Source organism: Pseudomonas sp. FP2196, from assembly GCF_030687715.1.
Taxonomy (GTDB): domain Bacteria; phylum Pseudomonadota; class Gammaproteobacteria; order Pseudomonadales; family Pseudomonadaceae; genus Aquipseudomonas.
On record NZ_CP117445.1, the window covers coordinates 210,139 to 235,458 of the forward strand.

The 25,320-nt window shown below is 59.9% G+C and carries 24 protein-coding genes and 2 pseudogenes; 21 read left to right on the forward strand and 5 right to left on the reverse strand.

The features are described 5' to 3' along the window. The first annotated feature begins 101 nt into the window (after positions 1-101). The 5 genes from oscA to PSH79_RS00930 all read left to right on the forward strand — a co-directional run bounded on the left by oscA (position 102) and on the right by PSH79_RS00930 (position 4,200). Positions 102-284 carry a sulfur starvation response protein OscA gene (oscA, locus tag PSH79_RS00910; RefSeq protein ID WP_011058571.1) on the forward strand — a complete coding sequence of 61 codons (183 nt, stop codon included), beginning with the start codon at positions 102-104 and terminating at the stop codon, positions 282-284. A gap of 135 nt (positions 285-419) precedes the next feature. After that, a complete protein-coding gene (locus PSH79_RS00915) occupies positions 420-1,433 on the forward strand; it encodes a sulfate ABC transporter substrate-binding protein (protein ID WP_305440787.1) in 1,014 nt (337 codons plus the stop codon). A 70-nt stretch (positions 1,434-1,503) separates the two neighbouring features. Further along, the gene (cysT, locus tag PSH79_RS00920; RefSeq protein ID WP_305440788.1) at positions 1,504-2,322 is read left to right on the forward strand and encodes a sulfate ABC transporter permease subunit CysT; all 819 of its coding nucleotides are present in this window, start codon (positions 1,504-1,506) and stop codon (positions 2,320-2,322) included. Between the two features lie 12 nt (positions 2,323-2,334). After that, complete coding sequence (gene cysW, locus PSH79_RS00925) at positions 2,335-3,207, forward strand: sulfate ABC transporter permease subunit CysW (RefSeq protein WP_305440789.1); 873 nt, start codon at positions 2,335-2,337, stop codon at positions 3,205-3,207. A 3-nt stretch (positions 3,208-3,210) separates the two neighbouring features. After that, positions 3,211-4,200 (forward strand): sulfate/molybdate ABC transporter ATP-binding protein, encoded by a 990-nt coding sequence (locus PSH79_RS00930; protein ID WP_305440790.1) that lies wholly within the window; start codon positions 3,211-3,213, stop codon positions 4,198-4,200. 115 nt (positions 4,201-4,315) lie between these two features. Here PSH79_RS00930 and PSH79_RS00935 read toward each other — a convergent pair whose 3' ends face one another. Further along, positions 4,316-4,843, reverse strand: coding sequence for a DUF962 domain-containing protein (locus PSH79_RS00935; RefSeq protein ID WP_305440791.1), 528 nt, complete (start codon positions 4,841-4,843; stop codon positions 4,316-4,318). Positions 4,844-4,925: 82 nt separating this feature from the next. Here PSH79_RS00935 and PSH79_RS00940 point away from each other — a divergent pair, with 82 nt between their 5' ends. Then, entirely contained in the window at positions 4,926-5,603 is a 678-nt protein-coding gene (locus PSH79_RS00940) for a Crp/Fnr family transcriptional regulator (RefSeq protein WP_305440792.1), read from the forward strand. A gap of 173 nt (positions 5,604-5,776) precedes the next feature. Here the strand turns inward: PSH79_RS00940 and uraH are convergent, their stop codons facing one another. Both uraH and PSH79_RS00950 read right to left on the reverse strand, forming a co-directional pair. Further along, a complete protein-coding gene (uraH, locus tag PSH79_RS00945) occupies positions 5,777-6,187 on the reverse strand; it encodes a hydroxyisourate hydrolase (protein WP_100846622.1) in 411 nt (136 codons plus the stop codon). Positions 6,188-6,198: 11 nt separating this feature from the next. Further along, the gene (locus PSH79_RS00950; protein ID WP_305440793.1) at positions 6,199-6,684 is read right to left on the reverse strand and encodes a heme-binding protein; all 486 of its coding nucleotides are present in this window, start codon (positions 6,682-6,684) and stop codon (positions 6,199-6,201) included. A 136-nt stretch (positions 6,685-6,820) separates the two neighbouring features. On the opposite strand from PSH79_RS00950, the gene PSH79_RS00955 reads away from it, so the two are divergent. Continuing rightward, on the forward strand, positions 6,821-7,501 hold the full coding sequence (locus PSH79_RS00955; protein WP_095191643.1) for a heavy metal response regulator transcription factor: 681 nt from the start codon (positions 6,821-6,823) through the stop codon (positions 7,499-7,501). After that, positions 7,491-8,876, forward strand: coding sequence for a heavy metal sensor histidine kinase (locus tag PSH79_RS00960; RefSeq protein WP_305440794.1), 1,386 nt, complete (start codon positions 7,491-7,493; stop codon positions 8,874-8,876). The genes PSH79_RS00955 and PSH79_RS00960 overlap by 11 nt, the downstream gene beginning before the upstream one ends. 107 nt (positions 8,877-8,983) lie before the next feature. On the opposite strand, the gene PSH79_RS00965 is transcribed toward PSH79_RS00960, so the two are convergent. Further along, positions 8,984-9,988, reverse strand: a complete 1,005-nt coding sequence (locus PSH79_RS00965) for an AraC family transcriptional regulator (RefSeq protein WP_305440796.1) — start codon at positions 9,986-9,988, stop codon at positions 8,984-8,986. 101 nt (positions 9,989-10,089) lie between these two features. Here PSH79_RS00965 and PSH79_RS00970 point away from each other — a divergent pair, with 101 nt between their 5' ends. The 10 genes and pseudogenes from PSH79_RS00970 (at position 10,090) to PSH79_RS01010 (ending at position 18,536) form a co-directional block, all read left to right on the forward strand. Continuing rightward, the gene (locus PSH79_RS00970; RefSeq protein ID WP_305440797.1) at positions 10,090-11,160 is read left to right on the forward strand and encodes a fatty acid desaturase; all 1,071 of its coding nucleotides are present in this window, start codon (positions 10,090-10,092) and stop codon (positions 11,158-11,160) included. Between the two features lie 814 nt (positions 11,161-11,974). Beyond that, positions 11,975-12,064, forward strand: a pseudogene (locus PSH79_RS28075) (MotA/TolQ/ExbB proton channel family protein); the annotation flags it as partial. 52 nt (positions 12,065-12,116) lie between these two features. Further along, positions 12,117-12,206 (forward strand): annotated as a pseudogene (locus PSH79_RS00975) (biopolymer transporter ExbD); the annotation flags it as partial. Positions 12,207-12,494: 288 nt separating this feature from the next. Beyond that, entirely contained in the window at positions 12,495-13,076 is a 582-nt protein-coding gene (locus PSH79_RS00980; RefSeq protein WP_305440798.1) for an alpha/beta hydrolase, read from the forward strand. 56 nt (positions 13,077-13,132) lie between these two features. Further along, complete coding sequence (locus tag PSH79_RS00985) at positions 13,133-14,065, forward strand: sigma 54-interacting transcriptional regulator (protein ID WP_305440800.1); 933 nt, start codon at positions 13,133-13,135, stop codon at positions 14,063-14,065. A 167-nt stretch (positions 14,066-14,232) separates the two neighbouring features. Next, positions 14,233-15,030 carry a MetQ/NlpA family ABC transporter substrate-binding protein gene (locus tag PSH79_RS00990; protein WP_305440801.1) on the forward strand — a complete coding sequence of 266 codons (798 nt, stop codon included), beginning with the start codon at positions 14,233-14,235 and terminating at the stop codon, positions 15,028-15,030. Between the two features lie 552 nt (positions 15,031-15,582). Continuing rightward, positions 15,583-16,248, forward strand: coding sequence for an amino acid ABC transporter permease (locus PSH79_RS00995; RefSeq protein ID WP_100846606.1), 666 nt, complete (start codon positions 15,583-15,585; stop codon positions 16,246-16,248). Beyond that, positions 16,229-16,888: an amino acid ABC transporter permease gene (locus tag PSH79_RS01000; RefSeq protein WP_095190539.1), complete on the forward strand. Its 660-nt coding sequence runs from the start codon at positions 16,229-16,231 to the stop codon at positions 16,886-16,888. Before PSH79_RS00995 ends, PSH79_RS01000 begins: the two co-directional genes overlap by 20 nt. After that, positions 16,885-17,667 carry an amino acid ABC transporter ATP-binding protein gene (locus PSH79_RS01005; RefSeq protein WP_305440803.1) on the forward strand — a complete coding sequence of 261 codons (783 nt, stop codon included), beginning with the start codon at positions 16,885-16,887 and terminating at the stop codon, positions 17,665-17,667. The genes PSH79_RS01000 and PSH79_RS01005 overlap by 4 nt, the downstream gene beginning before the upstream one ends. Further along, complete coding sequence (locus tag PSH79_RS01010; RefSeq protein WP_305440804.1) at positions 17,664-18,536, forward strand: transporter substrate-binding domain-containing protein; 873 nt, start codon at positions 17,664-17,666, stop codon at positions 18,534-18,536. Before PSH79_RS01005 ends, PSH79_RS01010 begins: the two co-directional genes overlap by 4 nt. A gap of 116 nt (positions 18,537-18,652) precedes the next feature. On the opposite strand, the gene PSH79_RS01015 is transcribed toward PSH79_RS01010, so the two are convergent. Further along, entirely contained in the window at positions 18,653-19,849 is a 1,197-nt protein-coding gene (locus PSH79_RS01015) for an AAA family ATPase (protein WP_305440805.1), read from the reverse strand. Positions 19,850-20,074: 225 nt separating this feature from the next. On the opposite strand from PSH79_RS01015, the gene PSH79_RS01020 reads away from it, so the two are divergent. From PSH79_RS01020 to PSH79_RS01030, 3 genes are read left to right on the forward strand one after another with little or no spacing between them, the layout of a single operon-like run. Further along, positions 20,075-21,178 carry an efflux RND transporter periplasmic adaptor subunit gene (locus tag PSH79_RS01020; RefSeq protein WP_305440806.1) on the forward strand — a complete coding sequence of 368 codons (1,104 nt, stop codon included), beginning with the start codon at positions 20,075-20,077 and terminating at the stop codon, positions 21,176-21,178. After that, the gene (locus PSH79_RS01025; RefSeq protein WP_305440808.1) at positions 21,175-22,239 is read left to right on the forward strand and encodes an efflux RND transporter periplasmic adaptor subunit; all 1,065 of its coding nucleotides are present in this window, start codon (positions 21,175-21,177) and stop codon (positions 22,237-22,239) included. The genes PSH79_RS01020 and PSH79_RS01025 overlap by 4 nt, the downstream gene beginning before the upstream one ends. Further along, positions 22,236-25,301: an efflux RND transporter permease subunit gene (locus tag PSH79_RS01030; RefSeq protein WP_305440810.1), complete on the forward strand. Its 3,066-nt coding sequence runs from the start codon at positions 22,236-22,238 to the stop codon at positions 25,299-25,301. The genes PSH79_RS01025 and PSH79_RS01030 overlap by 4 nt, the downstream gene beginning before the upstream one ends. Positions 25,302-25,320: the final 19 nt, after the last annotated feature.

The following is a 25,320-nucleotide window of genomic DNA, read 5'->3' on the forward strand; positions in this document are numbered from 1 at the left end:
AAATAGTCTTTTTAAGAATATCCAAGCCTCTCTTATATTGCTCCCACGCCGAACGCAGTGCCGCCCACTGCCAGGCTTATCCCATTCAAAGGAGCAGCACCATGAGCGCATCCCTTCGCAGCGTTGACGGTCAGGACGAAGCCACGATCTTGCGTGAAATCCAGAGTGCCCTGCGCGATCTGCGGTTCGGCGCGGTGGAGATCACTGTGCACAACGCTCAAGTCGTTCAGATCGAACGCAAAGAGAAATTCCGTTTGCAGCAGCCGGGCCACAAACCGAGCTAAAAAGATCGCCGCCTTCGGCAGCTCCTGCAGGGGGGCTGTGTGCAGGAGCTGGCGAAGGCGGCGATCTTTCAGTGGGACCCGATTCCAGCAGTACACAAGAAAAAGCCACCACCCAGAATTCCAGGAGCTTTCACCATGTCGTTGATTCGCCGTTACGCTTTGGCCGCACTGGCCAGCGCTGTGTTTGTCGGTTCCGCGGTTGCCAAGGATTACGAACTGCTCAACGTGTCGTATGACCCGACGCGCGAGCTGTATCAGGACTACAACGCCGAATTCATCAAGTTCTGGCAGAAGGACCATGCCGGCGACACCGTGAAAATCCAGCAGTCCCATGGCGGCTCGGGCAAGCAGGGCCGTGCGGTGATCGATGGCCTGCGTGCCGACGTGGTAACCCTGGCTCTGGCCGGTGACATCGACGAAATCGCCAAACTCGGCAAGAGCCTACCGGCCGACTGGCAGAAGCGTCTGCCGGAAGCGAGCACGCCGTACACCTCGACCATTGTGTTCCTGGTGCGCAAGGGCAACCCGAAAGGCATCAAGGACTGGGGCGATCTGGTCAAGAACGACGTCTCGGTGATCACGCCGAACCCGAAAACCTCCGGCGGTGCGCGCTGGAACTTCCTCGCCGCGTGGGCCTATGGCCTGAAAGCCAATGGCGGCAGCGAAGAAAAAGCCAAAGAGTACGTGCAGACCCTGTTCAAGCACGTGCCGATTCTCGACACCGGCGCTCGCGGCTCGACCATCACCTTCGTCAACAACGGTCAGGGTGACGTGTTGCTGGCCTGGGAAAACGAAGCGTTCCTGGCGCTGAAAGAAGACGGCGGCGCGGACAAGTTCGATATCGTCGTGCCTTCGCTGTCGATCCTCGCCGAACCACCGGTTGCCGTGGTCGACAAGAACGCCGCGAAGAAGGGTAACGAGCAGATCGCCGAAGCCTATCTAAAGCATCTCTACAGTCCGGCCGGTCAGGAAATCGCGGCGAAGAATTTCTACCGTCCGCGTGACAAGGACGTGGCCGCCAAATACGCCCAGCAGTTCCCGAAACTGGAGCTGGTGACCATCGACAAGGACTTCGGTGGCTGGAAAACCGCGCAACCGAAATTCTTCAATGACGGTGGCGTGTTCGACCAGATTTATCAGGCGCAGTAAGTTTTCGTAGCCATAAACAAGCCCCGGATTTACCTTCGGGGCTTCGCGCGTTTTTTAACCAGGGACTTTTATGTCGCGTCGTATCTCCCCCGTCATACCCGGCTTCGGACTGACGCTGGGTTACACCTTGGTGTACCTCAGCCTGATTGTGCTAATCCCGCTGGCGGCGATGTTCATTCACGCCTCGCAGCTCACCTGGGATCAGTTCTGGACGATCATCTCCGCGCCGCGCGTACTGGCCGCGCTGAAGCTGAGCTTCGGCACCGCGCTGTGTGCCGCGATCATCAACGGCATCATCGGCACACTGTTGGCCTGGGTGCTGGTGCGCTACACCTTCCCGGGGCGCAAGGTCATCGACGCGATGATCGATCTGCCGTTCGCCCTGCCGACGGCAGTGGCCGGTATCGCGCTGACCGCGCTGTACGCGCCGGCCGGTCTGGTCGGCCAGTTTGCCGCCGACCTCGGCTTCAAGATCGCCTACACCCCGCTGGGCATCACCCTGGCGCTGACCTTCGTGACCCTGCCGTTCGTGGTGCGCACGGTGCAACCGGTGCTGGCCGATATCCCCCGTGAAGTCGAAGAAGCCGCGGCCTGCCTCGGTGCCAAACCGTGGCAAGTGTTCCGCCACATTCTGCTGCCGGCGCTGCTGCCCGCGTGGCTGACCGGTTTTGCCCTGGCGTTTGCCCGTGGTGTCGGCGAGTACGGTTCGGTGATTTTCATCGCCGGCAACATGCCGATGAAAACCGAGATTCTGCCGCTGCTGATCATGGTCAAACTCGACCAATACGATTACACCGGCGCCACTGCCATCGGCGTGCTGATGCTGGTGGTTTCCTTCGTCCTGTTGCTGCTGATCAACTTGCTGCAGCGGCGCATCGAAACCCCATAAGGAGGCGCGAACATGTCCCAATCGTCTATTGCGGCCGCGTCCTCGGCCAACGCTGCGCGCCGCGGCAGTGCCACATCGCGGCGCATTCTGATCGGTCTCGGCTGGCTGATCTTTTTCCTGTTTTTGCTGCTGCCGCTGTTTATCGTGGTATCGCAGGGCCTGAAGAACGGTCTTGGCGCTTTCTTTACCGCGATCTTTGAACCGGATGCGCTGTCGGCACTGAAGCTCACCGTGTTCGCCGTACTGATTTCCGTGCCGCTGAACCTGGTGTTCGGCGTCAGCGCGGCGTGGTGCGTGAGCAAATACTCGTTCCGCGGCAAGAGCATGCTGGTGACGCTGATCGACCTGCCGTTTTCGGTGTCGCCGGTGATCGCCGGTCTGGTCTACGTGCTGATGTTCGGCGCTCAGGGCCTGTTCGGGCCGTGGTTGCAGGATCACGACATTCAGATCGTCTTTGCGCTGCCGGGCATCGTGCTGGCGACGATTTTCGTCACCGTGCCGTTCGTGGCCCGTGAACTGATCCCGCTGATGCAGGAGCAAGGCACTCAGGAAGAGGAAGCCGCGCGTCTGCTCGGCGCGAATGGCTGGCAGATGTTCTGGTACGTCACTGTCCCCAACATCAAGTGGGGCCTGATCTATGGCGTGGTGCTGTGTACCGCGCGGGCCATGGGTGAGTTCGGTGCGGTGTCGGTGGTGTCCGGGCACATTCGCGGGGTCACCAACACCTTGCCGCTGCACGTCGAGATCCTCTACAACGAATACAACCACGTGGCCGCGTTCGCCGTGGCGAGCCTGTTGCTGATCCTGGCGCTCTTTATCCTGCTGGCCAAGCAGTGGAGCGAAAACCGTATCAACCGCCTGCGCGCCAGCGCCGCGGAGGAATAATTCATGTCGATCGAAGTGCGTAACGTCAGCAAGAATTTCAATGCGTTCAAGGCGCTGGACAACATCAGTCTGGACATCCACAGCGGTGAACTGGTGGCGTTGCTCGGCCCGTCCGGCTGCGGCAAAACCACCTTGCTGCGCATTATTGCCGGTCTGGAAACTCCGGATCAGGGCAACATCGTGTTTCACGGTGAAGACGTGTCCGGCCACGATGTGCGCGATCGCAACGTCGGTTTCGTGTTCCAGCACTACGCCTTGTTCCGGCACATGACGGTGTTCGACAACGTCGCGTTCGGCCTGCGCATGAAACCGAAAAACCAGCGCCCGAGCGAAAGCCAGATCGCGACCAAGGTTCACGAACTGCTGAACATGGTGCAACTGGACTGGCTGTCGGATCGCTACCCGGAGCAACTGTCCGGTGGTCAGCGTCAGCGGATCGCGCTGGCCCGTGCCTTGGCGGTGGAGCCGAAGGTGCTGCTGCTCGACGAACCCTTCGGTGCCCTCGACGCCAAGGTGCGTAAAGAGCTGCGCCGCTGGCTCGCGCGTTTGCACGAAGACATCAACCTGACCTCGGTTTTCGTGACCCACGACCAGGAAGAGGCGATGGAAGTGGCCGACCGTATCGTGGTGATGAACAAGGGCGTGATCGAGCAGATCGGCTCACCGGGCGACGTCTACGAAAACCCGGCCAGCGACTTCGTTTATCACTTCCTCGGTGATTCGAACCGCCTGCACCTGGGCGATGACAATCACGTGTTGTTCCGCCCGCACGAAGTGTCGCTGTCGCGGCATGAGCTGGAGGATCATCATGCCGCCGAAGTCCGCGATATACGGCCGCTGGGTGCGACCACTCGGGTGACGTTGAAGGTGGAAGGGCAGACGGATCTGATCGAGGCCGAAGTGGTGAAAGACCACGACAGTCTGACGGGCCTGGCCAAGGGTGAAACCCTGTTCTTCAAGCCGAAGGTCTGGCAGAAAGTCGGCAACCTTTAAGATCAAAAGATCGCAGCCTGCGACAGTTCCTACAGGGTTTTCGGTTAGTCACGCATTTTGTGATCGACCAAACCCACTGTAGGAGCTGCCGCAGGCTGCGATCTTTTAAAGCGGCCTAAGCCGCCGCTTTTTTGTTCGGATTGACCCGCACCACCCCCGCCCGCGCCTCGATCTGCTCTTTCAACTCCTGCCGCATCCCGAGCAAGAACGCCAACTCGACCACGACAAACAGCGGCCCGACAATCAGTCCGCTCACATCATCGACAAACGCCGGTTTGCGCCCTTCATAGTGGTGCCCGACAAACTGAATCACCCAACCAATCACAAACATCGCCAGACCGCTGCTCAGCCAGACCATGGTGCTCTGCTGCGCCAACACATGCCCGGCCCAGACGGATAACGCCATCAGCACAGTCATCAACACCCCAAGCTTCACTTCCAGGCGCAGGTAAAACCACGCCGAAGCGAGCGCCACGATCACGGCCGGTGAAATCCACAACCCGCCCAACGACCATTCCGGACGCGACAGCAAAACCGCTACCGCCACCACAATCAGCGGAATGCCGATAAAGTGGCTGGCAATGTTGCGCGGGTCACGGTGATAGCCGGCGTATTGACTCAAGTGATCGACGAGGCTTTTCATTGTTGTTCCTCCTGTAGGGTGATTGCAGCATGCCCCGGGTTCAGTGTTCGTTCTGTCAGGCAGCCGACAATCAGGAGTTTTCATGGATATGCGTTCACGGCTGCTGACCGGGCAATGGTTCAGTCATTTGCCTGCGTCCTTTCAGGATAGTCTGCTGGCGGCGGCCCGGGAGCGGCGGCTGACGGCGGGGCAACGCTTGTTCCAGCGTGGCGATCCACCGTGCGGTTTGTACGCCGTGCTCGATGGCACCGTGCGCATTGGCGCAGTGAGCGAGCAGGGCAAGGAAGCGCTGCTGAGCCTGGTGGAAGCGCCGCACTGGTTCGGCGAAATCTGCCTGTTCGACGGTCAGCCACGCACCCATGACGCCTATGCCGTCGGGTCGTGCACGTTGTTGAATATTCCGCAAAACACGTTGCTGAAATTGCTCGACGAGCAACCGGTGTATTGGCGGCATCTGGCGCTGCTGATGAGCCACAAACTGCGCCTGACGTTTATCAATCTCGAACAGTTGAGCCTGCTGCCGGCTCCGGCACGGCTGGCGCATCGCTTGCTGATGATCGCCGAGGGCTACGGCGAGATTGATGCGCCCCGTCGGGTGCTGCAATTGCCGCAGGAGCAGTTGGCGTCGATGCTGTCGCTGTCGCGGCAGACCACCAATCAGATTCTCAAGGATTTGCAGGGGCAGGGGATTATTGGCTTGGCTTACGGTGAGATCGAAATTCTTGATGCGGTGCGATTGCGTGCGCTGGCCACAATCTGAAAACTCACACAGACCCAATGTAGGAGTGAGCCTTTGTGGTGAGGGGGTTTATCCCCGATGGGTGGCACAGCCACCCCCAAACCTGCAAAGAAAAGTTCGGCGACTGCTACGCAGTCGGTCGGGGATAAATCCCCTCACCACAGGGCTCGCTCCCACAGGGTTATGTGTTTGGCTCAGGAACCGCGATAGGTCGAGAAACCATACGGGCTCAGCAGCAACGGAATGTGGTAGTGCTGATCCGTCTGTTTCACTTCGAAAATCACCGGAATCTCCGGAAAGAACGTTTCGTGTTGAGTCTTTTTGAAGTACTCACCGGTCTTGAACACCACCCGGTATTCACCTGCTTCGAACGGCTGTTTGGCCGGGAACAGTTCGGCGATACGCCCCTGTTCGTTGGTGGTGCCTTCGGCCAACGGTTGCCAGTTCTGGCCGACGTGTTTTTCCAGCGTCACGTTGACGCCCGGCGAAGGCAGTCCGTTTTCCAGATTGAGTACGTGTACGCTCAGCGGGTTGCCGGCAGCCAGGGCCAGGCTTGAGAAAGCACTCAGGCCGAGCGCGGCGAACGTCATGCGCAGGGTATTCATGATGAAACTCCTTATTGGGAACGGGTGATGAACAGGCCGGCCTTGTCGGCGGCGCGGGTCGCACAGGTTTCGTCTTGCTCGCCGCCCCCGGAACCGGCCACGCCCATGGCGCCAACCAGTTCATTGCCGGCGAACAACGGAATACCGCCGCCCAGCAGCAGTAATTCGTCGAGGGTGTTGAGGTTGGCGGTTTCCGGGTTGCTGCGAGCGCGCTCTGCGAACAAGCGGGTTGGTGTTTTCGTCGACAGCGCGGTGTAGGCCTTGCGCTGGCTGGCAGCCGTGTTGTGCGGGCCGACGCCGTCGCCACGCATCGTCACCAGCAAGTTGCCGCCACGGTCGAGCACCGACACCGTACCGGTGCAGTTGCTCATTGCGGTATCGGCCAGCAGGCGCGCGGTTTTCAGGTCGAGATCCGCGTGGCGCGGCAGTTCAGGGGCGGCGAAAACACTGGCGCTGAGGCCGATGGCCAGGCTGGCAACAAGGTATTTGACGGTCATGGGCAGGCTCCGAAAGCGAAGGCCGCTACCTTAGCCGCCGGACTTCGTCAGAACCTCGTCAGTCGGATTACAAGTTTGTAATGGGCAACGCCGCCGAAGGCGCCTAGCCTGTGTACCTGATCAATCGAGGTGTGCCATGCGTTTGCTGGTCGTAGAAGATGAAGCCAAAACCGCCAATTTCCTTGCCAAGGGCCTGGGCGAATCGGGATTCGCCGTGGACGTGGCGCTCAATGGCCTCGACGGGCGTTACTTCATCGAGCAGCAGGAATATGACCTGATCATCCTCGACGTGATGCTGCCGGGCCTCAATGGCTGGCAATTGCTGCAACTGATCCGCCAGCGCGGGGCCACACCGGTGCTGTTCCTGACCGCCAAGGACGCCATCGAAGACCGCGTTCGCGGCCTCGAACTGGGCGCCGACGATTATTTGCTCAAACCCTTCGCCTTCGCCGAATTGCTCGCGCGGGTGCGCACGTTGCTGCGACGCGGGCCGATGCGCGAGGCCGAGTCGTACAGCATCGCCGATCTGGAAATCGACGTGCTGCGCCGCCGCGTCAGCCGTGGCGGTCAGCGCATTTCGTTGACCAACAAGGAATTCGCCCTACTGCATTTGCTTGCCAGTCGTCAGGGCGAAGTGTTGTCGCGCACGCTGATTGCCTCGCAAGTGTGGAACCTGAATTTCGACAGCGACACCAACATGGTCGAAGTCGCGGTGCGTCGTTTGCGCTCCAAGGTTGACGATCCGTACATGCCGAAACTGATCCACACCGTGCGCGGCGTCGGCTATCAACTGGAAGCGCCTGACGATGCGCTCTAGGTCGATCGCCTGGCGCCTGGCGCTGGCGTTCGCCGTTGTCTGCGCCTTGGTCTTGAGCGCGATCGGCGTGTTTCTCTACCGCTCGCTCGCCTCGGAAATCGCCTGGCGCGACGATCTGGCGTTACTCGGTCGACTGGAGCAGGTACGCGCCTTGCTCGCCGACAGCGACAGCCTCGACGCCTTGCAGGCGCGGCCTCGGCTGTACCAGAACATGCTGGGCAACCTCGACAGTCTGTTGCTGGTGCGCCGCGCCGACGGCTCCAGCGTGATCGGCATCAACCCGCGCCAGCGTGAATTGCCGACGCTCAACGCGATTGCTCGCGAGCAAACGCCGCAGCGTCGCGATGTGCTGACCTGGACGGCGCCGGATGGTGCTGAAGTGGCCTTGTTGTCCGGCCAGGCCCAAGGGCCGAACGGCGAGTTGCTGACCGTGATCGCCGGCAAGGTGTTGAGCGAACGCGAGCAGATGCTCGCCAGTTATCGCATGCGCCTGTACCTGGCGATCGGGCTCGGCGCTTTGCTGGCGTTTGCCTTGGGGCTGGTGCTGTTGCGCCGTGGTCTGCAACCGTTGCGCCAGTTGAGCGAGGCGGTGCGTGGCATCGATCTGCGCAGTCTCGATCAGCGTTTGCCCGCCACTAATACACCCGCCGAATTGCTCGAACCGGTGCAAGCCTTGAACGGCATGCTGGCGCGTCTGGAGGACAGCGTGCAGCGCCTGTCACAGTTCTCCGCCGACCTCGCCCACGAGATCCGCACGCCGCTGCACACCTTGCTCGCCAGCAACGGCCAGGCACTCAATCACCCGCGCAGCACGGCGGAATATCAGGAAGTACTCGCGTCGAACATGGAAGAGTTCGAGCGACTCAAGCGCATGGCGGAAAACCTGATGTTCCTCGCCCGTGCTGAACAGGCTGAGCGAGCGCTCGATCTACGCAGCCTGGATCTGAATGAACTGGGCGGCGAACTTTGCGATTACTTCGAAGCCTTGGCCGATGACCGCGATCTGCGCCTGGAAAACCAGTTGCACGGCGAACTCCGCGCCGATCAGCAACTGTTGCAACGCGCGCTCGGCAATCTGCTGGCCAATGCTGTGCGGCATGCCGATCCCGGCACCTCGGTCTGCCTGCGCCGCCGCGATGAGCCGGGCGTTTGCTGGTTGCAGGTACACAACCACGGCCCGGCCATTGCCGCCGAGCATCTGGGCAAACTGTTCGACCGCTTCTACCGCGTCGACCCGGCCCGCGCCGAGCCGGGTGATTCGGGCGGTTTGGGGTTGGCGATTGTGCAATCGATCATGCAGTTGCATGGCGGGCAGGTGCGGGTGAGCAGTGATGCGGCGGGTACGGTGTTTGAGCTGGGTTTTACAGTGTATTGAAGGCACCCTTCGCGAGCAGGCTCGCTCCCACATTTGGAATGCGGTTCTCCGTGGGAGCGAGCCTGCTCGCGAAGGGGCCGGAACCGACGATTCAACGCTCGGATCAGTCAGCGCAACTGATCGCGAAACTGCCCCGGCGTCATCCCCGTCCAGCGCTTGAACGCGCGGCTGAAGCTACTGGTGTCGGCAAACCCCAGCAGATAGCTCACCTCACTCAACGAACATTGCGGGTCGCGCAGATGCAGCAGCGCGAGGTTCTCGCGGCTTTCGTTGAGCAGCGTATCGAAACGACAACCCTCGTCGGCCAGATGCCGTTGCAAGCTGCGCAGGCTCAGGTGCAAGGCCTGAGCGATGCGTTCGGCGCCGGGTTCGCCCTCAGGCAGTTGTTCTTCGATGGCATCGCGCACCTTGCGCTCCCAGGTCAGCGGTTTGAGCTGTGCCATGGTGCGTTTGAGCACAGCCTCGTTGTGTTCGGCGAGTTCCGGGTTGGCGTCGTCGAGGTGGCTGTCGAAGTCGGCAAGGGCGAACTCCAGGCGATCTTCGGCTGAGGCGAAATGCACCGGCGCGCGAAAGACTTTGTGCCACTGATGCGCATCGACCGGTTCCGGGCGGCGCAGGTAAACGGCCAGCGGCGCGTAATCGCGGCCGAGTCGATTGCGGCAGGTGCGCACGTAGATCGCGGCAAATGCATCGATGGCTTCGAAGGCGGGAGCGGGGTTGCCTGACGGAATGTTCAGACGGAACAGGTAACGGTCATCGCAGCGGCTCAGGTCCAGTTCCAGCGCATCGCTGACCACCGGGTGATAACGCACGATGCGCTCGAACACCTCGCGCAAACTGCCGCTGGCCACCAGCGCGTAACCGAGTGCATGGAACGTGGTCGGGCTGACAAACCGCGACACCCGCAGACCGATTGCCGGATCGCCGCTGACCTGCACGGCAATTTCCCACAGGCGCGTGGTGCCGGACAGCGGATAGCGGGCGTTGGGATCGTCCATCAGCTGTGGATCAAGCCCGGCCTGTTGGCACAGGTCAATACTGTCCAGCCCCAGCGCATCGAGTTGCTTGCGCAAGGCACGGGTCCAACTGGCGAGGGAGGTCGGTTCCTTCATGCTGATTGGCGCTTCCGGTCAACAGGTTGGCGTTCTCGGCTACCGCGTTTCGCACCCCTGCAAGGCAGGATGCCAACATCAATGAACCAGAGGATGGAAGCATGGACGGTACTTCTGCAAGTCCCCCGCGACACAATGCTGCCCAGCGATCAGCGCATATTCGCCAAGTGGTGCTGGCCAAAGGCATCGAACTGCGTGAGCGTTACCCGATTCTCAAGCATCAGGATGCGCTTGGCGCGGGGATTCTGGCCTTTGCCTTGGCTGGAATGATCGGCTCTGCGGCGCTGTATATCGCCGGCCACATGGCCTGGTGGGTGTGCCTGCTGCTCAATGCATTTTTTGCCTCGCTCACCCATGAGCTTGAGCATGACCTGATCCACAGCATGTATTTTCGCAAGCAACGCGTGCCGCACAACCTGATGATGGGCCTGGTGTGGCTGGCGCGGCCAAGCACGATCAATCCGTGGATTCGCCGGCATCTGCATCTCAATCACCACAAGGTTTCCGGCACTGAAACGGACATGGAAGAGCGCGCAATCACCAACGGCGAACCGTGGGGTTTTGCGCGTCTGCTGATGGTCGGCGACAACATGATGTCGGCTTTCATCCGTTTGCTGCGGGCGCCAACCTGGGCGCACAAGTGGAGCATTCTCAAGCGGGTGTTCAAGGTCTACGCGCCGCTGGCGCTGATGCATTGGGGCGCGTGGTATGTGTTTTTAGGCTTCCACGCGGCCAATGGCATCGCGTTCCTGATGGGCTCGCCGATTGAATGGTCAGCGACCACGCTGGCGGTGATGCAGGTGATCGATATTGCTGCCGTGGTGATCATTGGTCCGAACGTGTTACGCACGTTTTGCCTGCACTTCATCAGTTCGAACATGCATTACTACGGGGATGTCGAACCGGGCAATGTGCTGCAGCAATGCCAGGTGTTGAACCCGTGGTGGCTATGGCCGTTGCAGGCGTTCTGCTTCAACTTTGGCAGCAGCCACGGGATCCATCATTTTGTGGTGAAGGAGCCGTTTTACATTCGCCAGATGACTGTTCCGGTGGCGCATAAGGTGATGCGGGAGATGGGGGTTCGGTTTAATGATTTCGGCACGTTCGGGCGGGCGAACCGGTTTGTTCGTCGGGATGAAGTTGCGGTGTCTGGCGAGGCGGTGGAGGCCTGAGAAACTGCCCTCACCCTAGCTCTCTAGGGTGAGGGCTCTTCAGCTACCACGCATCAGTCTGTATCCGCTTTTCGGGCTCGCCATAACCAAACCCGTCCACGCAAAAAGTAAATCCCGCGCCCATTCAAAAAGTACCCGCTTGCACCTCGCGCGCTCCCGGCTCTACCGGATCCTCGCGCATATCGCGCAGTTCCTTTGGATCAAACACCGCAGTCTGAAGCCGTCATCCGCCAAGTATCTCCAGCGCTCGCTGCGCACAAGTGTCATGCGGCAACGGTCGATTGGCTGGATCGGTCGCCTCGCCCTAACGGATCAACCGCTTTGCGTGATCAGGTCCTTATTGGAGGGGATTACATTCAATCGTACTGAGTTGAGGGTGATGCTGAGGCTTTCCTTATGTGGGTGAAAGGCTTTGTTTGCGGGGGCTTACGGGCTTCGAAAGGTGTCGTGCAGGAGGTTTTGAGAATCGATTTCGTACTGTACAAGGCGTGGTATGTATGTGGTGCGAAATCAGTACGGCTTGATCCAGGAAAGGTGCAAACCACCAAGTTTTCTCGCCTTGCTCGGTAATGAAGTCGATGGCGCAATTTGCAGTGTAGACGCTCTCTGAGTGTTGCTCGGGAACCCGTACCGGCAAATTCGCATGACGTATTTTTCAGCCACTGAGGATTTCGCCGGGCTCGCTTTCGGCGGCGTTGGCCCGGCCAAGCAGGGTGATGTCACCCAGGAGGGCTGGGGAAACATGCTTATCAATTTCAAGATTCATTAAACCGAAACCTTATTCGCGCTAAACGTTTACACGATGGAACACATCATGACGTTGGCATCTCCACTGGAGTCCATCGAAAGCGCGGCGGTACAGGTGCTGGTGGTTGTTTCGGTCGCCACCTCGGAGCTGGCCCTCTCCACGCAAGAGCGCGATGAGGTGTTCAGCGAGATCGGCGTGATGCCCGACAGACGGGGTGAATTATGGGGAAGTGGCGCGGGCCATGGCCTCGATTGAACGGGCGGGGATTACCAAGTTGTCGGTGATCACGGCGCGGTAACAGCATTTACGATTTTCCGGGGCCGTCTCCTTGGCAGGGTGCGGCCCTTTTTTTATCCCGCGAAACAAGCCTCACCCTCAAACCACTGTGGGAGCGAGCCTGCTCGCGAAAGCGGTATATCAGTCAAAAGGGATGGTGAGTCTGATGACGCATTCGCGAGCAGGCTCGCTCCCACGGTTCTACATTTCATATTCATTTCAGGTCTTAATAAATAGCTTCTTATTCCTTAACGAATATAAATCCCCTCCCTATACTCGTTCAGGAACAGACACGCAGGAGAGCTCCCCCATGCGCAACGAATCAATTCGCTACCTGATTGTGCCGGGCTGGCAAGGATCGCCAGAAGAACATTGGCAAAGCCACTGGCAGAACAGCCTGCCAAACAGTGCGCGGGTCGAGCAGGCCGATTGGCTGACGCCGCGTCGTGAAGACTGGGTGGCGGCGCTGGCCGAGGCGATTGCTGCCGACAGCACGCCGGTCATCCTTATCGCCCACAGCCTCGGCTGCATCACCGTTGCCCACTGGGCGGCCACGGCGCCGTTGCAATACCTGCGTCAGGTACGCGGTGCCTTGCTGGTCGCGCCAGCAGACGTCGAGCGTCCGACCTGCGCACCGGCGCTGCGAAACTTCGCACCGATTCCGACCGATCTGCTGCCATTTCCGAGCCAGGTCGTCAGCTCCGACAACGACGCCGCCGTCAGCGCGCCGCGCGCTCTGGAGCTGGCGCGTAACTGGGGCGCCGAGGCGGGGATTCTGGCCGGTGCCGGACACATCAATGTGAAGTCCGGGCATCAGCGTTGGGAGCAGGGTTTTGCCTATCTCTATCGCCTGCAAAACCGCATGGAGCATAACGCTCGACGTCGCGCCTGATTTTCCTGTTTCTTTAAGCGCCCCCGTCTGCCGGCGGTTGTGGGCGGGAGTTTGCCATGAGTTTCGAAACTTTCGGTCAGCCGTTGCTGACCTTTCCCGACGCGGAAAAAAGCCCCCTGAGCATTCGCGCCAAAGCGCTGGTATTCGTCGATCCGCGTTCGCGCCAGTTGCGCGAAGAGCTTGAGCAACTGGCGCCACGCTCGATTTCGGTGTTGATTCGCGGCGAGACCGGCACCGGTAAGGAATTGCTCGCCCGGCACATTCACCGCGCCAGTGATCGCAGTGGTCTGTTCGTCTCGGTCAATTGCGGCGCGATCAGCCCGACCTACGCCGATGCCGAGCTGTTCGGCTACGCCGCCGGCAGTTACAGCGGTTCGGCCAGCAGTCGTGCGGGCTGGTTCGGTTCGGCCAATGGCGGCACCCTGTACCTTGATGAAATCGGCGACCTGCCGCTACCGATCCAGATCAAACTGCTCGCCGCCCTGGAAAACCACGAAGTCACCCGCGTCGGTGCGCCTCAGCCGAGCCCGGTGGATGTGCGCCTGGTGGCGGCCACCAGCATTGATCTGGCGCAAGCGGTGGACGCCGGGAAATTCCACGAGCGGCTCTACCATTACCTCAGTGAAGGGCAACTGGAGTTGCCGGCGCTGCGCGCGCGAATCGGCGACATCCTGCCGCTGGCGGAGTATTTCATCGGCATCTACAGCCAGCGTCTGGACCTGCCGGTGCCGCTGATCAGTGAGGCGGCGCAGCATCTGTTGGAGCAACATAGCTGGCCGGGCAACACCCGTGAGCTGGAAAACGTCATTCACTTTGCCTTGCTGGTGAGCACCGGCGACGAGATTCTGCCCGAGCACCTGAACCTGCCCGACGCGTCTGGCCCGCAGGTTCAGATCGAGCGGCTGGTGACGCAAATCAACATCGGTGGCAGCGTCGGCGAGCGTAAGGCGTTGAAAGAATTGCTGATTAGCTTGAGCGAGCGGTTGTAACCGTTTCGTCCAACATGAACAAAATGGAATATGAAGCTGAATAAACGTTATTGTCCGGGAATAAAAAATCCCGGTATTGTCCGCCTCACGCCAGCGATATCACTTCACTGGCACACGTATTAGATGCCGTCGCCATCAGCGACCGTGATTTTCGATAAGGACACTGCATGAAAAAGGTTCTGTTGTTTACCGCATTGGCGGCTGCTCTGACGGCTTCCCTGGCTCAGGCCGGCGAGAAACTGGTGGTTGCCGCGACCCCGGTGCCGCACGCTGAAATTCTTGAGCTGATCAAGCCGACTCTCGCCAAAGAAGGCGTTGATCTGGAAATCAAAGTCTTCACCGACTACGTGCAGCCGAACGTACAGGTTGGCGAGAAGCGTCTGGATGCCAACTACTTCCAGACCCTGCCGTACCTCAACAGCTTCAACCAGGGCAAATACAAGGACGACAAGGCCAAGTACCTGGTGACCGTGAAAGGCGTACACGTTGAACCGTTTGGTGGCTACTCGAGCAAGTACAAGACCCTGGCTGAACTGCCGGACGGCGCAACCATCGCCATCCCGAACGAAGGCAGTAACAGCGGCCGCGCTCTGATCCTGCTGCAGAAGGCGGGTCTGATCGAGTTGAAAGATCCGAAAAACGCTTTGGCAACCCCGAGAGACATCGCCAAAAACCCGCACAACTTCAAGTTCAAGGAACTGGAATCGGCTCTGCTGCCACGCGTTCTGAAGGAAGTTGATCTGGACATGATCAACACCAACTATGCGCTGGAAGCCGGTTTGAACCCGAATAAAGATGCTTTGGTGATCGAAGGCGCTGATTCGCCGTACGTGAACTTCCTGGTGGCCCGTGAGGACAACAAGAACAGCGACGCCATCCAGAAACTCGCCAAAGCCCTGACCAGCCCGGAAGTCAAAGCGTTCATCGAGAAGAAGTACAACGGCGCGGTACTGCCGGCGTTCTGATCTGACGTTTTAAAACACTCCGTTCAGGTGTGAAAACGCCGATGGCCAGCGATGGTCATCGGCGTTTGTGTGTGTGCTCAAAAAAGCAAAAGATCGCAGCCTTCGGCAGCGCCTACAGGGGGAATGCGATCTTCTGTAGGCGCTGCCGAAGGCTGCGATCTCTTGATCTTGTCGGTGACTCAGGCCACCTGGGCCTTCAACGCCCGGCGCAACGCCATAAGCAATTTCACAATGTCCTGCGGATCCAGTCGCTGCGGCGCTTTTACGTCCATGTTGTCTTCCTTGTAATGGTTTGGCCGGGGGAGTCTGGCCAAAAGCTGTTCGTCCTTGGAGGGCTTTCATGAAAAAAAGATCCTTCCTACAGCGAAAAGGAAAATAGCTTTCTTATTCCTTCCCGGCAAACCCACAAGATAGTTTTTTGGGTGATATCAATATGCTTTAACGGTATTTAAATTCTGTTTTTTATACCTATAAGGTTACTTCCTGCCGGACATTTATCCGCTGTCCATGGACTGCATCACCGTCGCTTACCGAGCGGCGTCCAGGAAGCTCATGACCTTCGATTACGCTTTTATCCTGAGTACCCTGCCGGCGTTTCTCAAAGCCGTGGGCGTGACGCTGCAGGTCGGTTTGATCGCCATCGGCACCTCACTGCTGGTGGCGCTGCTCAATGCGACGATTCTGGTGTTTCGCACACCTTACTTGCAGCGCGCCGTCGGCCTCTACGTCGAGCTGGCGCGCAACACGCCGCTGCTGATCCAGTTGTTCTTCGTTTATTTCGCCTTGCCGGCGCTGGGGATCAAAGTCTCCGGCTTCAGCGCCGCGATCATCACCATGACCTTTCTCGGCGGCGCCTACCTCACCGAAGTGCTGCGTGCCGGCGTCGATGCGGTGCCGCAGGCGCAACTGGAATCGGGGCGCTCCATCGGCCTGTCTCATGGTCAATTGCTGCGCTACGTGATCCTGCCGCAAGCGGGGATCCTCAGCCTGCCGTCGCTGTTCGCCAATTTCATTTTCCTGCTCAAGGAAACCACCGTGGTCTCGGCGGTGGCCGTGCCGGAAATCCTCTACACCACCAAGAGCTACATCGCGCTCTATTACAAAACCTACGAAATGCTCGCCGTGCTGACACTGATTTGCGTGCTGTTGTTCTTGCCGCTGTCGCTGTTGCTCAGCCGTCTGGAAAGGAGGCTCCAGCATGGCCAGTTCGGGTCTTGAGTTGCTCTGGGTATCGTTGCCGCAACTGGCAAAAGGTGCCGGGCAAACCCTGTCGATCTCCTTTCTGAGTATCGCCATCAGCACCATTGGCGGTGTGCTCTACGGCGTGTTGCGCACGCTTAACGTGACCTGGCTGAACGCGATTTTGCGTGTCTATCTGGAGCTGTTCCGGGCGATCCCGGTGCTGGTCTGGCTATACCTGCTGTTTTTCGGCTTGCCGATTTTCTTTGGCGTGAGCCTGCCGAGCTTCTGGTGTGCGGTGCTGGTGCTGTCGTTGTGGGGCGCCAGTGAAGTCGGTGAAGTGGCGCGCGGCGCGTTGCATTCGTTGCCACGCGGGCAGCGTGAGGCGGGGCTGTCGATTGGCCTGAACGCCCCGCAGTTGTTCGGTTACGTGCTGCTGCCGCAAGCGTTGAAGCGCATGACGCCGCCGACCATCAACGTCTACACCCGGATCATCAAAACCAGTTCGCTGGCGGTGCTGATTGGCGTGGTCGACGTGATCAAGGTCGGCCAGCAGATCATCGAGCGCACTTACGAATCGGTGCTGATCTACGGCGCGCTGTTCCTGTTTTTCTTTTTCATCTGCTACCCGCTCTCGGCCGCTTCGCGCGTGCTGGAGCGGCGCTGGACGCAAGCATGAGTGCATTGATCGAGTTTCACGGTTTCAACAAATTCTACGGCGAGCAGCAGGTGCTCAACGGTATCGACCTGCAAGTTCAGTCAGGCGAAGTCATCGTCATCCTCGGCCCCAGCGGCTGCGGCAAAAGTACTTTGCTGCGTTGCCTCAACGGCCTCGAAAGCGCTCACAGTGGCAGTCTGAAATTTGCCGGGCGCGAGCTGCTGAACAAGGCCACCGACTGGCGCGAAGTGCGTCAGCAGATCGGCATGGTGTTCCAGAGTTATCACCTGTTTCCGCACATGAGCGTGCTCGACAACTTGCTGCTCGGCCCGCTCAAGGTGCAGAAGCGTGAACGCCGCGAAGCGCAGCAACAAGCCGAAGCCTTGCTTGAACGCGTGGGTCTGGCGGACAAGCGTGATGCGTTTCCAAGGCAGCTCTCCGGCGGCCAGCAGCAACGCATCGCCATCGTCCGTTCGTTGTGCATGAACCCGCGAGTGATGCTCTTTGACGAGGTCACCGCCGCCCTTGACCCGGAGATGGTCAAGGAAGTACTGCAAGTCATTCAGGGCCTGGCCCGCGAGGGCATGACCCTGTTGATCGTCACCCATGAAATGGCCTTCGCCCGCGCGGTGGCCGACCGCATCGTGTTCATGGATGCCGGGCGCATCCTGGAACAGGCCCCGCCCGAGATTTTCTTTACGAACCCGCAAACCGCACGCGCGCAGCAGTTCCTGGAGAAGTTCTCCTTCGTTGCAACACTGCCAGAAACGAATCCGACAAAGGAACTGGAACTGCTATGAAAACTTCCGCTTTTTTACTGCCTCTGCTCAGCCTCGCCTTGCTCGCCGGCTGCAATAAAACCGAAGAACCGCCAAAGCCCAAAGTTGCCAGCGAAAGCACCGCGCCCTCCGGTTATCTGGACAAGATCAAGGCCCGCGACAAACTGATCGTCGGCGTTTTCACCGACAAGCCGCCGTTCGGTTTCGTCGATGAGGCTGGGCGCTATGTGGGTTTTGACACCGACATCGGCCGCCAACTCGCCAAGGATCTGCTGGGCGACGAGAACAAGGTCGAGTTCATCGCAGTGGAACCGGCCAGCCGCATTCCTTTCCTGCAAAGCGACAAGGTCGACCTGATCCTCGCCAACATGACCGTGACCCCAGAGCGCAAGGAAGCGGTGGAATTCACCAACCCGAACCTCAAGGTAGCGGTGCAGGCGCTGGTGCCGCAGAACAGCGCGGTGAAAGACCTTGATGACCTGGCGACTCGCACCACCATCGTCACCACAGGCACTACGGCTGACATCTGGCTGACCAAGAATCACCCGGACTGGAAGCTGCTGAAGTTCGAGAAAAACTCCGAATCGCTGCAAGCCTTGGCCAATGGTCGTGGCGATGCCTACGCGCAGGACAATCTGGTGCTGTTCAGCTGGGCCAAGCAGAACCCGGGCTATCGCGTGCTGGATGAAAAGCTCGGGGCCGAAGCGCCGATTGCGCCGGCGGTGAAGAAGGGCAACATCGAGTTGCGTGACTGGGTGAATAGCGAATTGGCCAAACTGGGTGAAGAGAAGTATCTGCTCAAGCTTTACGACCAATATGTGCGTAAAGAGCTGAGCGATGACACCAAGCCTGAGAGCGTGATTGTTGAAGGCGGGAAGTGGCAGGGGTGATCCCTTGATTCAGAGGTGACTCTGCTACTGCCTTCGCGAGCAGGCTCGCTCCCACATTGAAATGCGATCAACTGTGGGAGCGAGCCTGCTCGCGAAAGCGCTCGTTCAGGCACCGCTCAGTCAGGCCAATGCCACGCCGGCTCATCCAGCACCCGTTGCCCGACAATCCCGGTCTGGCCGAGGGTCTTCTCCAACACGATGCAGTTGCACTCCGGGTCTTCCTGCAACGCCGAAATCAACCGCCGCGCATGGGACACCACCCACACCTGACACTCCTGCGACGCGCGAATGATCAACCGCGCCAGCGCCGGCAACAGATCCGGATGCAGACTGGTTTCCGGTTCGTTCAGCACCATCAGCGACGGCGGTCGTGGCGTCAGCAGTGCGGCGATCAGCAGCAGATAGCGCAACGTGCCATCCGACAGCTCTGCCGCCGACAGCGGTCGCAACAACCCTTCCTGATAAAACTCGATGGCAAAGCGTCCACCGGGCAGCGGCGCGATGTTTAGCCGTGCGCCGGGAAACGCATCGCTTATCGCCGCCTGCAATGCCTCTGGATCTCCAATCTCACGGATGGTCTGCAACGCCGCCGCCAGATCGCGGCCATCGTGATGCAGCACCGGCGTGCGCGTACCCAGTTGAGGCTGACGCACTGGCGCGTCGGCGTCGCTGCGAAAGTGATCGTAGAAGCGCCAGCGGCGGATGAACTCGCGCATCTGGAACACTTCCGGTGAGCTGCGCAAGCTGCCGACCTGATCGAACAGGCTGTCGAAGTTTGGCGTGTGTTGCGCCAGCACATCCCATTTACGTTCGGCCCGAGCGCGGATCATCGGCCCGTCGCGATCCACCAGCAGACTGGCCGGGCGGTAAAAGGGCCCGGCCCAGATGCATTCGCGCTTGATCTGCGGATCGAGACTAAAGCGCGAGGGGGTAGGCACGCTGTCACCGGGCAGCATGAAATGGCCATTGGAGTCAGGTAACCCCAAGGCAATCGAATAGCTGAAATCCTCCCCGGCAAAACCCAGGCGCAACCGTTTGACGCCCTGGCGTACGCTCGGCTCGATCGCCACCTCACCATTGCGCATGCGCCGGCTGATGGTTTCCGGCCCGGCCCAGAACGTCGAGTCCAGCCCGCCCTCACGGGCCAGCGCATTAACCACGCCGCCCTGTGCGGTCTCCGCCAACAGGCGCAAGGCCCGATAGAGGTTGGACTTGCCGCTGCCGTTGGGGCCGGTGATCAGGTTCAGCCGGCCCAGCGGGATTACCAATTTATTGATCGAGCGGTAATTGGCCACCGCGAGGGTCTTGAGCATGAAAATCCTTCTCCGGATCGCTTCCACGCGGGGCGTGGGAACGGTCGCATTGTAGGAGCTGCCGCAGGCTGCGATCTTTTGATCTTGGTCTTTACCAGCAAAAAAACGCAGCCTGCGGCAGCGCCTACCGGGGTAAATGCAGCATCAGGCGAGCGAACGTTGAACCCTGTTCTAAGCTCACAGTCGTATCGTCACTTGCACGTTCGTACACAGGAAGGAGTCTGCATGGCGAGTCCCGGATTGAAAACAGCGGTCATGCTGAGTCTGTTCACATTGCTGAGCGCCTGCGGCGAGAAAAAGGCCCCTCAGGAGTACCTGCCGCGGGTCTTCGTGCAAGAGGTCAAGCCAGCGGACTACGCGGCTGCCGTGACTCTCACCGGTGATGTGCAGGCGCGCGTGGAGACTGAATTGTCGTTCCGCGTCGGCGGCAAGATCATTCAGCGCATGGTCGATGTCGGTGACCGCGTGACCGCCAGACAAGTGCTCGCCAAACTCGATCCCAAGGATTTGCAGACCAACGTTGACTCGGCTCAGGCCCAGGTTGTCGCCGAACAGGCGCGGGTCAAGCAGACTGCCGCGGCGTTCGTGCGCCAGCAAAAACTGTTGCCCAAGGGTTACACCAGCCAGAGCGAATACGATTCCGCCCAGGCAGCGTTGCGCAGTAGCCAAAGCGCATTGAGCGCGGCGCAGGCGCAACTGGCCAATGCCAAGGATCAACTCAGTTACACCTCGCTGATTGCCGATGCACCGGGTGTGATCACTGAACGTCAGGCTGAAGTCGGCCAAGTGGTGCAGGCCACCGCACCGATTTTCAGCCTGGCCCGGGACGGCGACCGTGACGCGGTGTTCAACGTTTACGAATCGCTGCTCGCCGAGCGGCCGGCGGATCGCTCGATTGTGGTCAGCCTGCTCGATGACCCCAACATCAAAACCACCGGCACCGTGCGCGAAATCACGCCTGCGGTGTCCGCGCAGTCCGGCACCGTGCAAGTCAAAGTCACCCTCGACAAACTGCCGCCGGGCATGCAGCTCGGTTCGGTGGTCAGTGCCACGGCCAAGGGCAGCGGCAAGTCGGCGGTTGAGTTGCCGTGGTCGGCGCTGACCAAAAACATCAGTGACCCGGCGGTGTGGATGGTTGACGACAAAGGTGAAGCACAACTGCACAACGTCACTGTCAGCCGCTACCTGATTGGCAAAGTCATCATCAGTGAAGGCCTCAAGGGCGGGGAAAAAGTCATCGTGGCAGGCGGGCAGTTGCTGCACCCGGGCATGAAGGTCGAGATCGCCGAAAACACCTACAAGGATCTGCAACCGGGAGCACAGCCATGAAGCGTCTGGGGCTGTTGTCCATTGCCGTGATGCTCGCGGCCTGTTCGAAAAGCGAGCCGCCACCGGAGCCGGTACGTCCGGTGCTGTCGGTCAAGGTCGAGGCGCTGAACGAAGAAACTCTCGGGCGCTTCGCCGGCAGCATCCAGGCACGTTACGAGAGCAACACCGGTTTTCGCGTGGGCGGGCGGATTGCCAGCCGTAATGTCGATGTCGGTGCCGAAGTGCAAAAGGGCACATTGCTCGCCACGCTCGACCCGTCCGATCAGCAGAACCAGTTGCGTTCGGCCCAGGGCGATCTGGCCAGGGTTCAGGCGCAACTGATCAATGCTCAGGCCAACGCCCGGCGTCAGCAGGCGTTGTTTGATCGCGGCGTTGGCGCGCAGGCGCAACTGGACATCGCCACCACGGATCTGAAAACCACCCAGGCCTCGTTGGAGCAGGCGCGGGCGGCGGTCAATCAGAGCAAGGATCAACTCGACTACACCCAGTTGCGCTCTGACCACAAAGCCGTGGTTACCGCGTGGAACGCCGAAGCCGGGCAAGTGGTCACCGCCGGCCAGCAAGTGGTGACGCTGGCGCAACCGGACATCAAGGAAGCGGTCATCGATCTACCGGACACGCTGGTCGATCAGATTCCCTCCGACGTGGTGTTTCTGGTCGCCGGGCAACTCGACCCGAGCATCAACACCACGGCGATCATCCGCGAAATCGAACCGCAGGCGCAAAGCGCGACGCGCACTCGTCGCGCACGACTGACCCTGGCTGAAACTCCACCGGGGTTTCGCCTCGGCACGGCGATCAGCGTGACCCTCAGTTCGGCGATCAAGCCGCGCCTCGAACTGCCGGCGACAGCCTTGCAAGAGGTCGACGGCAAAACCCGTATCTGGGTCATCGATCCGCAGAGCAAAACCGTAGCCCCGCGCGATGTCAGCCTGATCAGCCGTACTGACAGCAGCGTGGTGCTGGCCGGCGGGGTGAAATCCGGCGAGCGTGTGGTCACTGCAGGCGTCAACAGCCTTAAACCGGGACAAGCCGTGAAACTCGACGAGGACAGTCAATGAAAGGCTCTTTCAACCTCTCCGAATGGGCCCTCAAACATCAGTCGTTCGTCTGGTATCTGATGTTCGTTGCACTGCTGATGGGGGTGTTTTCTTACTTCAATCTGGGCCGCGAAGAAGACCCGTCGTTCACCATCAAGACCATGGTGATCCAGACCAAGTGGCCGGGCGCGACCCAAGAGGAGACCCTCAAGCAAGTCACTGACCGCATCGAGAAAAAACTCGAAGAACTCGACTCCCTCGATTACGTGAAAAGTTACACGCGACCCGGCGAATCGACGGTTTACGTGTATCTGCGCGACACCACCAGCGCCAAGGACATACCGGAAATCTGGTACCAGGTGCGCAAGAAAATCGATGACATCCGCGGTCAGTTTCCCAAGGGGATTCAGGGGCCGGGATTCAACGACGAGTTCGGTGACGTGTTCGGTTCGGTGTATGCGTTTACTGCTGACGGCCTGACCATGCGTCAGTTGCGCGACTATGTAGAACAGGCCCGCGCCGAGATCCGCAATGTGCCGGGGCTGGGCAAGATCGAAATGGTCGGCCAACAGGACGAAGTGATTTACCTGAACTTTTCCACGCGCAAACTGGCGGCGCTGGGCATCGATCAGCGTCAGGTGGTGCAGAGCCTGCAATCGCAGAACGCGGTGACACCCGCCGGGGTGATCGAGGCCGGGCCGGAGCGGATTTCCGTGCGCACGTCGGGGCAGTTCGCTTCGGAGAAGGATCTGGCCGAGGTCAATCTCAAGCTCAATGACCGCTTCTATCGTCTGGCCGACATTGCCGATATCAGTCGCGGTTACGTCGATCCGGCCACGCCCGAGTTCCGCTTCGACGGCAAACCGGCGATCGGTCTGGCGATAGCCATGCAAAAGGGCGGCAACGTTCAGGCGTTCGGTAAAGCCCTGCACGAGCGTATCGATCAGGTCACCGCCGACCTGCCGGTCGGCGTTGGCGTGCACACCGTGTCCGATCAAGCTGTGGTGGTGGAAGAAGCCGTCGGTGGCTTCACCAGCGCCTTGTTCGAAGCGGTGGTGATCGTCCTGGTGGTCAGCTTCATCAGCCTCGGCGTGCGTGCCGGGCTGGTGGTGGCGTGCTCGATCCCGCTGGTGCTGGCGATGGTCTTTGTGTTCATGGAATACAGCGGCATCACCATGCAACGGATCTCCCTCGGCGCATTGATCATCGCCCTCGGCCTGTTGGTCGACGATGCAATGATCACCGTGGAGATGATGGTCACACGCCTGGAAATGGGCGAGACCCGGGAGCAGGCGGCGACGTTCGCCTACACCTCGACGGCATTCCCGATGCTCACCGGTACGCTGGTGACGGTGGCCGGTTTCGTGCCCATCGGTCTGAATGCCAGTTCTGCGGGCGAGTACACCTTCACCCTGTTTGCGGTGATTGCGGTGGCCATGCTCGTGTCGTGGGTGGTGGCAGTGTTCTTTGCTCCGGTAATCGGTGTGCACATCCTCAGCACCAACGTAAAAACCCATGAAGCCGAGCCTGGTCGCGTCGGGCGGGCGTTCAACGGTGGCTTGCTGTGGGCCATGCGCAATCGCTGGTGGGCGATTGGCATCACTGTTGTGCTGTTTGTGCTGGCAGTGTTTTGCATGCGTTTTGTGCAGAACCAGTTCTTCCCGTCATCGGATCGCCCGGAAATCCTGGTCGACCTGAACCTGCCGCAAAACGCTTCGATAGATGAAACCCGCAAAGCCGTCGACAAGCTTGAGGAGTCCCTTAAAGGCGACCCGGACATCGTCCGTTGGAGCACCTATATCGGTCAGGGTGCAATCCGTTTCTACCTGCCCCTCGACCAGCAACTGCAAAACCCGTACTACGCGCAACTGGTGATCGTCAGCAAAGACTTCGAGGCCCGCGAGGCACTGAGTCAACGCCTGCGTGAACGCCTGCACAAGGATTTCGTCGGCATCGGCAGTTACGTGCAAGCGCTGGAAATGGGCCCGCCGGTCGGGCGTCCGATCCAGTACCGGGTCAGCGGCAAGGACATCGATCAAGTGCGCAAACACGCGATTGATCTGGCTACTGAACTGGACAAGAACCCGCACATCGGCGAGATCATTTACGACTGGAACGAGCCGGGTAAAGTCCTGCGCATCGACATCGCCCAGGACAAGGCGCGCCAGCTCGGGCTGTCGTCCGAGGACGTAGCGAACCTGATGAACAGCATCGTCAGTGGTGCGCCGCTGACGCAGGTCAATGACGATATCTATCTGGTCAACGTGGTCGGCCGCGCAGTGAACGCCGAGCGCGGTACCCCGGAAACCCTGCAGAACCTGCAAATCGTCACGCCGGGCGGCACGTCGATTCCGTTGCTGGCGTTCGCCACCGTGCGTTATGAGCTGGAGCAGCCGCTGGTGTGGCGTCGCGACCGGTTGCCGACCATCACCATCAAAGCGTCGGTGCGCGACGAGATCCAGCCGACCGACCTGGTGAAACTCCTCAAGCCGTCGATTGATGCCTTCGCCGAAAAACTGCCGGTCGGCTACAAAGTCGCCACTGGCGGTACGGTCGAGGAAAGCGGCAAGGCTCAGGGGCCGATTGCCAAGGTGCTGCCATTGATGCTGTTTTTGATGGCGACCTTCCTGATGATCCAGTTGCACAGTGTGCAGAAGATGTTTCTGGTGGCGAGTGTCGCGCCGCTGGGGCTGATCGGTGTGGTGCTGGCGCTGGTGCCGACCGGCACGCCCATGGGCTTTGTGGCGATCCTCGGGATTCTGGCGCTGATCGGCATCATCATCCGCAACTCGGTGATTCTGGTGACGCAGATCGATGAGTTCGAGAAGAAGGGCCTGGCCCCGTGGGATGCGGTGGTGGAAGCGACCGAGCATCGCCGCCGGCCGATTCTGCTGACGGCGGCGGCAGCCAGCATGGGCATGATCCCGATTGCCCGGGAAGTGTTCTGGGGGCCGATGGCTTACGCGATGATTGGCGGGATCGTGATTGCGACGCTGCTGACGCTGTTGTTTCTGCCGGCGCTGTACGTGGCCTGGTACAAGATTCGCGAGCCGAAGAAGGACTCAGCCTCATCGAACCATTGATTGCTCCCGTTACACCTTT

Bases quoted from the DNA above. Each gene is read 5' to 3' on its own strand.
- oscA (WP_011058571.1), top strand. From the start codon at position 102: ATGAGCGCATCCCTTCGCAGCGTTGACGGTCAGGACGAAGCCACGATC.
- PSH79_RS00915 (WP_305440787.1), top strand. From the start codon at position 420: ATGTCGTTGATTCGCCGTTACGCTTTGGCCGCACTGGCCAGCGCTGTG.
- cysT (WP_305440788.1), top strand. From the start codon at position 1,504: ATGTCGCGTCGTATCTCCCCCGTCATACCCGGCTTCGGACTGACGCTG.
- cysW (WP_305440789.1), top strand. From the start codon at position 2,335: ATGTCCCAATCGTCTATTGCGGCCGCGTCCTCGGCCAACGCTGCGCGC.
- PSH79_RS00930 (WP_305440790.1), top strand. From the start codon at position 3,211: ATGTCGATCGAAGTGCGTAACGTCAGCAAGAATTTCAATGCGTTCAAG.
- PSH79_RS00935 (WP_305440791.1), bottom strand. From the start codon at position 4,843: ATGAAAAGCCTCGTCGATCACTTGAGTCAATACGCCGGCTATCACCGT.
- PSH79_RS00940 (WP_305440792.1), top strand. From the start codon at position 4,926: ATGGATATGCGTTCACGGCTGCTGACCGGGCAATGGTTCAGTCATTTG.
- uraH (WP_100846622.1), bottom strand. From the start codon at position 6,187: ATGAATACCCTGCGCATGACGTTCGCCGCGCTCGGCCTGAGTGCTTTC.
- PSH79_RS00950 (WP_305440793.1), bottom strand. From the start codon at position 6,684: ATGACCGTCAAATACCTTGTTGCCAGCCTGGCCATCGGCCTCAGCGCC.
- PSH79_RS00955 (WP_095191643.1), top strand. From the start codon at position 6,821: ATGCGTTTGCTGGTCGTAGAAGATGAAGCCAAAACCGCCAATTTCCTT.
- PSH79_RS00960 (WP_305440794.1), top strand. From the start codon at position 7,491: ATGCGCTCTAGGTCGATCGCCTGGCGCCTGGCGCTGGCGTTCGCCGTT.
- PSH79_RS00965 (WP_305440796.1), bottom strand. From the start codon at position 9,988: ATGAAGGAACCGACCTCCCTCGCCAGTTGGACCCGTGCCTTGCGCAAG.
- PSH79_RS00970 (WP_305440797.1), top strand. From the start codon at position 10,090: ATGGACGGTACTTCTGCAAGTCCCCCGCGACACAATGCTGCCCAGCGA.
- PSH79_RS00980 (WP_305440798.1), top strand. From the start codon at position 12,495: ATGCGCAACGAATCAATTCGCTACCTGATTGTGCCGGGCTGGCAAGGA.
- PSH79_RS00985 (WP_305440800.1), top strand. From the start codon at position 13,133: ATGAGTTTCGAAACTTTCGGTCAGCCGTTGCTGACCTTTCCCGACGCG.
- PSH79_RS00990 (WP_305440801.1), top strand. From the start codon at position 14,233: ATGAAAAAGGTTCTGTTGTTTACCGCATTGGCGGCTGCTCTGACGGCT.
- PSH79_RS00995 (WP_100846606.1), top strand. From the start codon at position 15,583: ATGACCTTCGATTACGCTTTTATCCTGAGTACCCTGCCGGCGTTTCTC.
- PSH79_RS01000 (WP_095190539.1), top strand. From the start codon at position 16,229: ATGGCCAGTTCGGGTCTTGAGTTGCTCTGGGTATCGTTGCCGCAACTG.
- PSH79_RS01005 (WP_305440803.1), top strand. From the start codon at position 16,885: ATGAGTGCATTGATCGAGTTTCACGGTTTCAACAAATTCTACGGCGAG.
- PSH79_RS01010 (WP_305440804.1), top strand. From the start codon at position 17,664: ATGAAAACTTCCGCTTTTTTACTGCCTCTGCTCAGCCTCGCCTTGCTC.
- PSH79_RS01015 (WP_305440805.1), bottom strand. From the start codon at position 19,849: ATGCTCAAGACCCTCGCGGTGGCCAATTACCGCTCGATCAATAAATTG.
- PSH79_RS01020 (WP_305440806.1), top strand. From the start codon at position 20,075: ATGGCGAGTCCCGGATTGAAAACAGCGGTCATGCTGAGTCTGTTCACA.
- PSH79_RS01025 (WP_305440808.1), top strand. From the start codon at position 21,175: ATGAAGCGTCTGGGGCTGTTGTCCATTGCCGTGATGCTCGCGGCCTGT.
- PSH79_RS01030 (WP_305440810.1), top strand. From the start codon at position 22,236: ATGAAAGGCTCTTTCAACCTCTCCGAATGGGCCCTCAAACATCAGTCG.